Source organism: Curtobacterium sp. MWU13-2055 (genome assembly GCF_023242305.1).
In the GTDB taxonomy this organism is placed as follows: Bacteria; Actinomycetota; Actinomycetes; order Actinomycetales; family Microbacteriaceae; genus Curtobacterium.
Genome location: NZ_JALLIO010000001.1, coordinates 828,738 through 841,516 on the forward strand (window position 1 = coordinate 828,738; position 12,779 = coordinate 841,516).

8 protein-coding genes are annotated in these 12,779 nt (G+C 66.2%); 3 read left to right on the top strand and 5 right to left on the bottom strand.

Going from position 1 to position 12,779, the window contains the following annotated elements; translation table 11 throughout:
- Positions 1–16: 16 nt before the first annotated feature.
- The gene (locus M4960_RS03785) at positions 17–1,687 is read right to left on the bottom strand and encodes a glycosyltransferase family 2 protein (RefSeq protein WP_248703484.1); all 1,671 of its coding nucleotides are present in this window, start codon (positions 1,685–1,687) and stop codon (positions 17–19) included.
- A gap of 2 nt (positions 1,688–1,689) precedes the next feature.
- Positions 1,690–3,783 carry an acyltransferase family protein gene (locus M4960_RS03790; RefSeq protein WP_248703485.1) on the bottom strand — a complete coding sequence of 698 codons (2,094 nt, stop codon included), beginning with the start codon at positions 3,781–3,783 and terminating at the stop codon, positions 1,690–1,692.
- Between the two features lie 94 nt (positions 3,784–3,877).
- Here M4960_RS03790 and M4960_RS03795 point away from each other — a divergent pair, with 94 nt between their 5' ends.
- A complete protein-coding gene (locus M4960_RS03795) occupies positions 3,878–5,482 on the top strand; it encodes a hypothetical protein (RefSeq protein ID WP_248703486.1) in 1,605 nt (534 codons plus the stop codon).
- A gap of 6 nt (positions 5,483–5,488) precedes the next feature.
- Here the strand turns inward: M4960_RS03795 and M4960_RS03800 are convergent, their stop codons facing one another.
- Genes M4960_RS03800 through M4960_RS03810 form a run of 3 tightly spaced genes read right to left on the bottom strand, consistent with a single transcriptional unit; the run spans position 5,489 to position 9,759 of the window.
- Positions 5,489–8,182 (bottom strand): CDP-glycerol glycerophosphotransferase family protein, encoded by a 2,694-nt coding sequence (locus M4960_RS03800; RefSeq protein ID WP_248703487.1) that lies wholly within the window; start codon positions 8,180–8,182, stop codon positions 5,489–5,491.
- A gap of 30 nt (positions 8,183–8,212) precedes the next feature.
- Positions 8,213–8,893, bottom strand: coding sequence for an ABC transporter ATP-binding protein (locus M4960_RS03805; RefSeq protein WP_111039170.1), 681 nt, complete (start codon positions 8,891–8,893; stop codon positions 8,213–8,215).
- A gap of 44 nt (positions 8,894–8,937) precedes the next feature.
- Positions 8,938–9,759 carry an ABC transporter permease gene (locus M4960_RS03810; RefSeq protein WP_132100582.1) on the bottom strand — a complete coding sequence of 274 codons (822 nt, stop codon included), beginning with the start codon at positions 9,757–9,759 and terminating at the stop codon, positions 8,938–8,940.
- Positions 9,760–9,925: 166 nt separating this feature from the next.
- On the opposite strand from M4960_RS03810, the gene M4960_RS19600 reads away from it, so the two are divergent.
- Both M4960_RS19600 and M4960_RS03820 read left to right on the top strand, forming a co-directional pair.
- Complete coding sequence (locus M4960_RS19600) at positions 9,926–11,296, top strand: glycosyltransferase family 4 protein (protein ID WP_248703488.1); 1,371 nt, start codon at positions 9,926–9,928, stop codon at positions 11,294–11,296.
- Complete coding sequence (locus M4960_RS03820) at positions 11,293–12,747, top strand: glycosyltransferase family 2 protein (protein ID WP_248703489.1); 1,455 nt, start codon at positions 11,293–11,295, stop codon at positions 12,745–12,747. Before M4960_RS19600 ends, M4960_RS03820 begins: the two co-directional genes overlap by 4 nt.
- The last annotated feature ends 32 nt before the right edge of the window (positions 12,748–12,779 follow it).

Consider the following 12,779-nt stretch of genomic DNA (forward strand, 5'->3'; position numbering starts at 1 on the left):
GATGGGCAACGGTCCCTCACTGGTGCCCGCGAACGACTCGGCGGAGTAGGCGGCCGATACTCTTCTTGCGATCTGGGCGCCGATCGATGAGGAAACGCCAGCCGTTCTGACGGTCCGCCAGCGGCTGCATCGGAAGCTCCTCTGCCAGGGGAGGCAGAGGCATCCGCGCCGTCACGACCGGGAACCGTCGCTCGATTCCGTTCGCCGACACCACGACGCCGTAACGCCCGGGAGCGCAAGTCTCGGACTTGATGATCGCTCGCCAGCGCCCGGCCGCCCCCTCAACACTCGCAACCGCTGCGTCCTTGCCTGCGCTCTCAAGGACGATCGACGTCTCGGGAGGCAAAGAACCGGACCTCATTGGCCCGCCGAGAACAAGCCCATCTGGCGTCGCATCTACCCGGTCCACGACCAGCGGAACGACGTTGCGAAGTGCTGAGACCGCGGAAACCGCGCGAAAGTCTTGCACCCGGACGGCCTCTGCCATCGCGACGAGGAGGTCAGATCCAGAAGCTTCGAGCTCGAGCCCCCTCAGGGCGGGCAGGTGCTGCGCCAACTGCTCTGGATCGACCGCGTCCGCGCCGTTCACCAGGACGACTAGTACCCCCTCGGCGACAAGCGAAGACGCGGCCGTGACATCGGCCGCGCGAATCAATGCCACTGCTTCGAGCCAAGCACGGATTCGTTCCGTCTCGGAGCCCGCTGTCGTACCGCGCACGAAAGCTGCGGCAGCGGTCCAGTTGCCGCCAAGGATGAGCAACCACAGCGCGCGCCGGAGCGGTCCGACGTTCGCCATGCCGTCCAGCGGAATGGCTTCGAGCAGAATACGGGTCGCCCGGGCAACAACAGCGAACCCGGCTTGTTCCGGCGACCCACTCAGGAACCGCTGTAGATGTGCCCAACCGTCGGCATCGAGAACGACCTCAGCGTGTTTCAGACGTAGGGCCGCATCGTCTCGGACCAGCGCCGCGCAAATGCACTCTTGTTCGAGGTAGCGTACGGTCACCATCGCGTCGGACTGTATGGAAAGCGATGAGGAGTCGCCTCGATCACGGTAGAGGTAGACGCACGAAGGCACAACGTCGATCGCAGTAGCCGACGCGAACGCCCGCGTCATCGGCTGGATGTCTTCAACACTCGAGATCTCGGGGAAGTGCAGCTCCGCACTATCCCAGAAGGATCGACGGAACATCCGGTTCCAGCACGCTCGAACGGCAAGTAGTGCTGGAAAATCTCGCGGAGACACGCCGCTCATCGCCCTGTCGAAGTCGTGCCACCGCTCCGTGGGGCTCCATGTACGCGATGATGAGAACTTGAAGTGATTTCCGATCACCATGTCCGATCCGCTCGCCGTAAGTGCGTCCAACATCGCACGGTAGGCACCGTCGGGGACGAGGTCGTCGGAATCGGCGAAGACGAGGTACTTCCCGTTCGCGGCTCTCACGCCCTCGTTCCGAGCGGCGGCAGCGCTCGTTGCTGGGGAGCGAATGAGCCGGATCGTAGGATCGACCTCCGCCGCGGCGACGACGATCTCAGGAGTTCCGTCTGTCGAACCGTTGTCGACGACGATGACCTCGATGAAGGAGAGATGCTGCGCACTGATGCTCTCGAGAAGCTCTCCGATCCACCGGACGGAGTTCTTGGCTGCGACGACGACCGACAGTGTGTCCCCGACCTGGTCGAACACCGTCACTTCCCGGGTGCCCGGAAGTTCGAGTTTGAAAGTGTCTTTGCCGTACTAAGCGCGTTTGCCAACCACGGCCCGAGCGAACTGCTGTAGGAGTGCGAGAGGTGGGACCCGTCGAAGTACACCGAGACACCTCCGACTGCCGAGTAGCACCGATCGTCGTCGCAGAACTCCTTGTACACGGGTACGTATCGGACCTGACGCCCGAAGCCGTCGGCTTGGAGGCCTGCGAAGACTGCGCTGGTCGCCGCTGGATACGCTTTTTCGACCGGATTAGCGCAGCTCTTCGCGGGCTTTTCAGCAAGGCAGTCCGGTCCCCACACCTTCTTTTCCAGAGTCGGGCCCGTCAGCGGGACGTGCTGCATGACGGTGACATCGCGGCCGACAGCCTCAACGCCTTTCACGACACCTTCGTATCCTGAATTCTGTTGACTCTGCCCACCCGGGAAGACGTAATTCGCCCACAGGTTCGCTAGAACTACTTTGTCAGCACGCGGAACGACATGATCAAGCACCCAATTGTTCCGCGCTCCGCACCACGACTGTTGGTCTGATGGAAGTTGGTCACCGAACGCTGTGGCATCCGGAGCAGACAGCGACGACGGGCACTTGTTACGGGCCGCGACGATCACACGCCAGTGATTGATCTTCCCGGCGATGTCGAAAGCCGACGACCAAGCACCCGCGTGCGAGTCGCCCCAGAGCAGCACCGTCTGCGATCCGTTGGGGTCTCCGAGATTGCACAGCTTTGTTGTGTTCTCGGTAACGTCGTCGATGCAGTTGTCTTGCCAGGCGACGGGTTTGTCGGCAAGCGACGCTGGCAAAGCGGCTTTATCGACAACTCCGAATGGATCTCCGCAATTATCGCTGCCGACCGCGGAAGCGGCATAGCAGCTCTCGCCGTTCGACACCTTCGCGACGATGGCCGCGTTCGCAGCGGCGGTGGCGGCGCTGGCGACACCGACTGAACCGAAAGAAGCGGCAGCGAGGACGGCTGCTGCAGTCGCACCAGCCGCAAAGCTTCGCCAGCGTCCGGTAGAGAGGGCGGCGCTCCGCCGAACAGGATTTTCGACAAACGCGAACGACAGTGAACCAACAACCAGCGTGGCGATCAAGATCATCAGCTTCGACCTGAGATCGAGGTCACGACCGATGACCTGAGGCACGAGCACGATCAGCGGCCAATGCCAGAGGTACGCAGAGTAGGAGATGTCGCCAAGCCAGCGCACCGGTCCGAACCGAGACACGAAGCTCCACGACCATGTGGAATCTTCGTCCGACCGACCAGCGATCACGAGAGCTGCTCCGGCCGTAGGCAACACGGCCGCGAGTCCCGGGAACGGTGTCGTATCCGAGAACGTCAGTGCCGCGAGCGCGATGAGTGCGATTCCCAGCCATGGGAGGATTCCGCGAAGCCACCCCACCGGTCGAGGGGCGAAAGCAATCAGGCCCCCCACCGCGAACTGCCACGCCCGGGCCGTGGTGTCGAAGAAGGCGACGTCCGGGTCAATGCGAGTGTGCACCACGCCCCACGCGAGACTCATAACCCCGACGACGAGTATTGCGAAGGGGATCGCTCGCGCTGCCTTCTTCCGCGCGATCAGCGCTACTCCGAGCAGGAGAACTGGCCAGACAATGTAGAACTGTTCTTCAACGGACAACGACCAGAAGTGTTGGAGTGCGCTCGGCTGCGACGCCGTCTCGAGGTAGCTGACCGACTGCGCAGCGAGGTGCCAGTTCTCGACGAAGAACGTGGAGGCGAGGACGCTCCAAGCGGTCGGCGCCCAGCTCGACGGAGGTACGACGACGATCGTGACCAGGAGGACGAAGGCGAGAACGACCACCGCGGCCGGAGCGAGGCGACGGATCCGCCTGGCATAGAAGCCGAGGAGCATTCGGGGATGCGGTCGTTCAGCCAGCGTCTTCACCAGGTGACCGGTGATGAGGAAGCCAGACATGACGAAGAAGACATCGACACCGACAAACCCTCCGGTCAATCGGTTCGGCCACAGGTGGTAGAGAACGACCAGTCCGATCGCCAGAGCTCGGAGCCCCTGGATGTCGGCGCGCACGGTCGTCTTTTGTGGAGTCGGCACTCTGGAAACTGTATTCGACGATCGGGGCCTCCACACACTCGCACCGGCTTCGAGGGGGTGTACTAGCCTGTCTGCACCAGGATCGGGAGAACTCATGCGCTTTGCCGTAAGCCGTCTCAGCATCACCCTCGCAGTCGTCGCAGCACTGTCTCTGGTCCCCGCGGCCGCTGCAGGTGCCGCGCCGAAGCCCGCCCAGGTCACCGGTGTCGCCAAGGCCACACAGGACTGGGCCGGCAAGAGCGTCAAGATGACCTGGAAGGCGGTCCCGAAGGCGACCGCCTACGTCCTCAAGTGGTCGACGCGGTCGGATCTCGGCAGCCCGGTCTACAAGGACTCGACCACCGTCGGAGCATGGATGACGAAGCTCCAGCCCGATAAGACGTACTACGTGACGGTCGCGGCGAAGACCGGCACGACGGCCGGTGCCTGGGCGAAGACGATCACGACGAAGCTCCAACCGAACGCCGTGGCGAACTTCGGCACGATCACGGCGAAGCCCGCGACGAACGGCGTCACGGTGTCGATCCCCGAGGTCGCCAACGCGAGCGACTACCAAGTGCGATGGTCAGCGGGACCCAACGAGAACCGGACCCCTGACCGGTGGACGCCGCACTTCACGCCGTGGTCGTCGGCGTTCGACCCTGCCACCCGCACGTGGACCCTGCCGGGATCCGACAGCGACCTGACCTCGGTCGCGTACGGGAACCCGATCTACGTCCGCGCGATGGCGCGCAACACCTACTTCAACTCGACCTTCGTCCGGAAGTCTGCGCAGGTGAGCGCCTGGCCCACGCCCACGAAGCCGAACGCTTCCGGCACGCCCGTGCACCTCGCCAGCTACAACGTCCTGTGCTCCGGCTGCGAGACGAGCGGCGCTCCCGGTTGGGCCAAGCGTGCGCCAGCGATCGCCAAGGTGATCAACGACAAGGCCCCCGACGTACTCACCGTCCTCGAGGCCAGTGGTCTCTCGAACGGTGCCGGATCCGAGCAGGCCTACCTGGATCTCGATCGACGCCTCCCGAACCTGCAGCTGGTCGACACCGCCCCGATGACCGTCAGCAAGTCCCACCAGGGCAACCGGATCTACTACGACCCGGCGAAGTACACGGTCCTCGACCACGGTGTCCTCGCCGGCATCAAGGACTACGAGGTCTCCCCTGCCTCGGCGGCGCCGGACACGAACACCCCCTGGGCGGAGTTGCAGGCCAAGGACGGCAGCGGGACCACCTTCTACGTCGTCGCCGCGCACTACGGCATCCCGTCGAGCGCGTACAGCACACCGCGGAAGACGCTCCTCGGTCAGAACTCCACGCAACTCCTGACGGCGCTCAACCGGGTCAACACCCCGAACGCCGCGGGCAAGCGGCTTCCCGTCCTGCTGGGCGGCGACCTCAACGACAGCCGGTACCCGGAGGACGCGATCGACGGCGCGCAGCCCACGTTGATCCGAGGGGGCTTCTACGACGCCTCGGCATCACAGCACCGCTACGGAACTGCCAAGACGACGTACAACAACTACCAGGCACCGTCGAAGCAAGCCGATGACCCGAACAAGGACGGTCAGCGGATCGACTACATCCTGGCCCAGGGGCTGCAGGGCAGTGACGAGTTCGTCAACAACTGGAACCCCGGGACGTCGGTGATCCCCTCCGACCACAACATGATCGAGACGAAGGTCCGCGTCCCCGCGCTGGGCTGACGGGGCTCAGCTGCTGGTCACGCGTTCCACGGCCTGCTGGGGCTCCGTGATGCGTGGAGCACCGTCGAGCGCGAGCATCGCGTCGATCACCCGCTCGGCGTTGTGCTCGTCGCGGGTCACGAAGGCCGCCGCAGTGCGCGCGAGGTACTCCGGGGCGGACACCCACGCGTCGTCGCCGATGCGTTCGATCGCAGCCTCGACACCGGCGACGGTGTCGGCGACCGGGCCGAACCCGTCGCGGTCGTAGTCGAAGTAACCGCGGCGACCGACGTGCGATCCGTCGAAGAACGATGCCGCGTCGAACTGGAAGTAGACCAGCGGAACGTCGATGAACGCCGCCTCGAACCCCAGCGAGGAGTAGTCCGTCACCATCGACGCGGCGCGGGCGAGGACGTCCTGCACGTTCACTGCCGCGAAGTCCCACACCTCGACCCAGTCGGGCACCGTGAAGTCGGTCAGGTAGGGACGCATGTTCGGGTGCGGCATGAAGACGATGCGCTTGCCGGTACGAGCGGCGACGTCCCGGAGCCGTTCGGAACCGATGAGCGCGTCGAACTCCAAGGCGTACTGGCTGGATGCGAACAGCGGGTTCTTCGCCCGCTCGTTGCTGCCCGGCACTTGCTGACCGGCGAGCTTCTTCCGCCAGGTCGGCATGATGAGGATCAGGTCACGGTCCGCCGGCGGCGTCGCACGCCGCTTCCGCAGCAACTCGTCGTGACGCGGGAACCCGGTCAGGACGACTTCACGCTCGGTGAAGGTGTACGGCCCGTCACCCGCGATGGACGCCTTCTCCTGCGGGGTGACGGTCACGAACAGCTCGGCGGGCTTGGAGTTCACCCACCGGGAGATGTCGTAGTTGGTCACACCGTGCTGCAACCAGGTGAAGGTGAACCGCGGCTGTCCGTAGCGCCAGCGTGGGAGCGGGCTCACCACGTAGACGTCGATGTGCGACGAGGCGAGGTGCGCCGCGTGCATGATGAGCTTCCGCCACTCTGACGACTTGTACGCGACAAGTCGGAAGCCCTCCGCCCGCAACCGGTCCCAGTCCTTCGAGCCCCGCGCCAGGACGAACCACGAGTTGATCTCTGGGTGGTTCGCTCGCACCCACCGGTACAGGTGCTCAGCGTTGTCGTTCGCATCGGTGTCACGGTCCATGAACACCCAGGCGTCTTCGTACCGCTCGCGTGTCCGGCGCGTCCGCACCGAGACACCGAGGATCGCGTCCTCGGTCCGGCGGCGGTACCGCCCGGATCGGACGTTCTCGTACACCTCGCGCGCCTGGCGCTTGAGGTGCTGCAGTGCAGGGGTCGACACGTCCGACCACCGACCCTCGAGTCGTTTGCGCTGTCCGAGGATCTGGGGCCGGAGCTGGCGGAGCGTCAGGGCCTCGTCCGGCTCGTACCGCTCGCCTCGGCTGAACGGCACCACCGCACCGTCGATCCAGAGGCGTGTCAGCCGACCACGGTCGACCCACACGTGGCGTTGGCGGAGCACCGCGGCGCCGTAGAAGACGAGGTCTTGGGTCTTCGCGTACACCGGGGCGACGTCACGCCCGTCGGTGACGATCCGCTCATCCGGCAACTCGCCGGTGAACCAGTACGTGAACTTGACGTGTTGACGAGTCTCATCGACCCGTTCCACCTTCGCGTACTGCGGCCGGACCGGAGCACCGGTGTACCCGTCGAGGAGTGCTTTGCGCACGGCGAACTCGACGCCCATCGCGTCGAAGGAGCGGATGGCGTCGTCCGAGATCCCGGCCCGGATCGACGCGATCAACGTGTGGAACTCGTCGAAGGTGTGGCTCGGGGCCAGTGCCGAAGCCGAGTTCAGGGCACGTTCGTTCTTGAAGTACCAGAACAGGTCGTAGAGCAGCGTGTTCTCGAGCCACCTGGGGACGCCGCCAAGACGTTCGGCCGAGCGGATGAGGTCGAGGTGGCCGTACCGGAGCACGTCGGTGTACTTGCCCGGGTGGTCGAAGTGACTCTCCATCAGCGACGTACCGTCGCCTCGCACGCGGTAGTGGTACTTCGCCGAGGCGAGGATCCCGACGTCGCTCAGTCCGGACGCCAGCAGGTAGGAGCCGATGAAGTGGGCATCCTCGAACACCGGGCGGATGCGCCCGTCGAAGCGGATCTGGTGTTCCTGGATCGCTGCGGTCCGGAAGAAGGCCGAGTTGACGGCCATCTGGATGACGGGCTCCTGCGTCAGGTCGACGATCCGCGACCCCTTCGCGAACTTGACCCGGAGCGGATGCGAGTCGACGAGCTCGAGCTGCTCGTTGAGCCGCAGCTGGTGCGTGACCAGCATGCCGACGCGCGGAGCACCGTGGAGGCCGATGAACTTGACTACCTCTTCGAAGTAGCGCTCGTCGAACACGTCGTCCGGGTCCGCGAAGGTCACCCACTCCGCATCCAGGTGTTCGATCCCTGAGTTGCGGGCAGCGGCGACCCACGCGTTCGTCTGCCCCACGACCGTGACGTGGTCACGGCGGGACTCGGCCCATTCCTGCAGGAGTTCCAGGCTGCCGTCGGTGGAGCCGTCGTCGACGAAGACGAGCTGCACGTCGGTCAGCGGGTGGGTCTGCCGCTCGAGCGATCCCAGCAGGTCGGGCAGGTAGCGCGCGACGTTGTACACGGCCAGGACCACGCCGACCGTGAACCGGCGTTCGGACCGCATCGTCGCGGGGGTCTCTTCGGACACGTCTGTTCCCTCTCGCAGTCGAGCTCGCGCTCAGACGGTCTCGTTGTACGCCTTGACGACGTCGTTCGTCTTGCCGATCATCTTCAGCTCGCCCTCGTTGAGCCAAGCCACCTCGTCGCACATGTCCTTGACCGTGCTCATCGAGTGGGAGACGAGGATGACGGTGCGGCCCTCGTCCTTCATCTCCTTGAACTTCGTCCGGCAGCGCTTCTGGAAGGTCGCGTCACCGACGGCGAGCACCTCGTCCACGACGAGCACGTCCGGGGTGACCGCGACCGCGACGGAGAACCCCAGTCGGACGTACATGCCCGACGAGTAGTTCTTCACCGGCTGGTCGATGAAGTGGCCGACGCCGGAGAACGACACGATGTCGTCGAACTTCCGCGTGACCTCCTTGCGGCTCATCCCGAGGATCGAGCCGTTCAGGAACACGTTCTCGCGACCGGAGAGCTCGGGGTGGAAGCCGGAACCGACCTCGAGCAGCGACGCCTGCTTGCCGCGGGCAGTGATCGAGCCCTCTTCGGGCCAGAGGATCTTCGCCAGGCACTTCAGCAGCGTTGACTTGCCGGACCCGTTCTTGCCGATCAGGCCGAAGGTCTTGCCCTGCGGGACCTCGAACGACACGTCCTTCAGTGCCCAGAAGTCCTCGTGCACGGACTTCTTGCCGCGCATGACCATGCTCTTCAGCGAGTCGTTTCGCTCGCTGTACATGCGGAATCGTTTCGACACGTGGTCGACGGTGACGGCAGCATCGCTCACAGCAGTTCAGCCAGCTTCTTCTCGTTGCGGGAGAACACGAAGTAGCCGAGTGCGAGCGAGGCGCATCCGGCGATGGCGCACGCGACCAGGTCGGTCCAGTTCGGGAGACGGTTGTCGTACATGAGGTTCCGGAAGACCTCGGAGAACCGCTCGATCGGGTTGAGCTTGTAGACGTGGATGATCCACGGGTGTCCGGCCTTGTTCGCGGCGTCCTCGACGAGCGACAGCGGGTAGATGATCGGCGACAGGTACATCCACATCTGCAGGCCGATGCCGACGAGGTGCTGCATGTCGCGGAAGTGCACGTTGATGATCGACAGGATCAGCCCGAGGCCGGCGGCGAACATGGCGAGGAACACCATCGTCAGCGCGATCAGCGGCAGGTAGATCCAGAAGTTCGAACCCGCGATCGCGAGGGCGATCAACAGCACACCCATCTCGACGAGCCACGTGAAGCCGAACGACCCGACGGCCGCGAGCGGCAGCGTCATCCGCGGGAAGTAGACCTTCTTGATCAGCGAGCCGTTGGCCACGATCGAGGTCATCCCCGAGTTGATGACGTTGCGCGCGAAGATCCACGGCAGCAGGCCGCACATGAGCCACAGCGGGTAGATGTTCAGTCCGCTGGGGTCACCGACCTCGAGACGCGCCCGGAAGATGAAGGAGTACACGATCGTGTAGATCAGCATCGTCGCGAGTGGGTTGATCAGGGACCACAGCTGCCCGAAGACCGTGCGGCGGTACTTGCCCTTGACCTCGCGCGCAGTGAGGTTCATCAGCAACTCGCGCGACGACATGAGCTCGTTCAGGTACGTCATGCTTCGGGTGCAGGCTCCTCCGGGGCGCAACGGAGCGCTCCTCACAGGGATTCAGGGACGAGGCATTCTCGCACACTGGTTGCACAACGCACGTTCGACGCGGTGACACGGGCGCGGCGAGTGGCCAGAGAGCAAACGCTTGGAAAATCATTAGTAGAGTTGATGGGTGATCGTCAGCTTCGCCAACCACTCGACGGCGCCCGTCAACCTCGGCGGCGCGGAGCGGTCCCTCCTCCGGTTCGTCGAGGACTGGCTGGCGATCGACCCGACGATGACCCCGACCTTCGTCACGAAGGCTCCGAAGGGCAAGTTCATCGAGGCCCTCGACGACCGCGGCTGGTCCTACGATGCCCTGCGGTTCCGCGGGTGGGCGCTCCCGAGCCCGCAGCCGGCTCCGGCCGCGGAACGCGCGGCGTTCGCCACCGTCGACTACGCCGCGGTGAACGCGATCATCCGTCTGTACGAGCGGCAGCGCCCGGACCTGGTGGTCACGAACACCCTCGTCGCACCGTGGGCGTCGTTCGCCGCCGCGGTCCTCGGGATCCCGCAGGCGTGGTTCGTCCGTGAGTACGGCGACCTCGACCACGGGCTGCAGTTCCAGACCGGGCGCGCGGGTGTCCTCGGCGACATCGGCCTGCTGTCCGGCGCCGTCGTCACCAACTCCGAGGCGATGCGCGAGCACCTGGCGCAGTACATCTCCGCCGACAAGCTGTCCGTCGCGTACCCGACGGTCGACACCGAGCGACTCCTGGCCACGAAGGACGAGAAGCCGGCGGTCGCACCGTTCCCGCAGGCCGAGCCCGGACTCCGGATCACGGTCCTCGGGCGTGTCGAGGAGTCGAAGGGGCAGCACCGGGTCGTGGACGCCCTCGGCGCGCTGCACGAACGTGGCGTCGCCGCGAGCGTGTGCTTCGTCGGCAGCTGGAAGCACCCCGGCGAGGACCAGCGCCTGACCGAGCGCGCCCGCGCGCTCGGCGTCGCCGACCGTGTCGTGTTCGCGGGCGAGCAGCACACGCCCGCTCCGTTCATCCAGGCGGCGGACGTCTGCATCACGCCGTCGACGATCGAGGCCTTCGGCCGCACGACGGCCGAGTACATGACCCTGGGCAAGGCGGTCGTCGCGACCCGCCAGGGCGGGAGCGCGGAGCTGGTCGACGACGGTGTCACCGGCGTGCTCGTGGACGCCGACGACGTCTCGGCCCTCGCGGACGCGCTCGCGTCGTACGCGGCCGACCCGGACACGGCCAGGAGGCACGGTGCGGCTGCTCCGGACAGGCTCGCCTCGGTCACGGGCGCAGGCCACGACAACGCGGCGGCCATCGCACGCCTCGTCGCGCTGGTCGGCACCGAGGGCTACCGACTCCCCCAGGCCGCGCGCTACTGGTTCGAGCTCCCGGGCGCGTACGCGTCGCTCGGTGCCACGAGTGCGCGCGCCGCGCTCGGCCTGCTCGCGAACCGGGTGCGCGCCCGCTCCGGAACGGTCGGCCGACTGCTCGCCCGACCGGGTGTGGTCGCGCGGAAGCTGGTGCGACGATGAGCCGCGACCGACGTCCGGTGACGATCGTCGTCCCGATCTACGACGACCTCCCCGGCCTCGAGCGCTGCATCCAGGCGCTGCTGGAAACCGTCGACTTCTCGGTCGACCGGGTCCTGCTGGCCAACGACGTCGGACCCCACGTCGACACGATCGAAGCCCGCGTCCTCGAACTCGTCGGCGAGCACCCCGGCTTCGAGTACACCCGCAACCCGCGCAACCTCGGGTTCGTCGGCAACTGCAACCGCGCCGTGCTCGAACTCGACCGGACCGGCAACGACGTCCTGCTGCTCAACAGCGACACGGTGCCGATGCCCGGGTTCCTCGACGAGATGACCGCGGTGCTCGCGTCCGACGACGCGATCGGCGTCGTGTGTGCGCGAAGCGACAACGCGACCATCGCGTCGTTCCCGTACGCCCGGCGCAACCCGCGTGCGACGCTGCCGCCGCGCCGGACGCGCGAGCTGCACGGCCGCACGAAGTACCTGCTCCCCCGCTCGACCGTGTCACCGGTGGCGATGGGGTTCTGCTTCCTGATCCGGCGCGAGATCGTCGACCGCTTCGGCCTGTTCGACGAGGTCTTCTCCCCCGGCTACGGCGAGGAGAACGACTTCTGCCTGCGCATCAACGAGCACGGTTTCACGTCGGTGCTGGCGAACCGTGCGCTCGTCCTGCACACCGGCTCGACGAGCTTCAGCGGTGACCGCGGCCCGTCGCTCCGGCTGGAGCACGAGCGCATCCTGCTCGAGCGGTACCCGTTCTACGCCGGCGCCGTCGCCCTGTTCCTCGCCCGCTACCGCGACGCCGTCGACGTGTTCGCCGACGCGTTCCTGCCCGACGACGACGTGGTCCGCGTCGCACTGCACGTGCCGGCGGACCTGACGAACGAAGTCGTCGCTCGAGTCCTCAACACCCTCGAAGCCGCTCCGGACGACGTGGTCGTGACGGTCATCGTCGCGAAGTCGCAGATCCGGACCGCGCGGCAGGCGTTCCCCGGGGCAGCCATCGCCGTGGGCGGTCGCCCGCGGCAGATCTTCGACGTCGCGATCGCCCTCGGCACCCTGACGACGTTCGCGCAGCTCTCGGCGCTCAACGCGAACGCCCCCCGCTGGATCCTCGTCGACCCGGTGTCGCAGGACGTGCGCTGGTCGCACGCCGTCGCGAACCACCGTGCCTCGGCGATCGACCGCATCCTGCGCCGCTTCGAGAACCAGAGCACCTCCTGGCGTGGCGGCGAGGGGCTCGTCGAGCTGATCCGGATGGCGGCCGCCACCGAGATCGACCCGGCATCGCTCCGTGCCCGGTGGCACGCCGTCTCCGACATCGCCGAGGCGACGGGCCTGCTCGTCCACCGGGCGACCGTGTCGCTCCGCCGGCTCACCGCGCTGAGCTTCGGTGCGCGCAACCCCCGCGTCGTCGCGCGGATCCGCGCGATCACCGGGCGCGGCGCCTGACACGACGCACCTGCTGACGGGAGGCCCGTGGC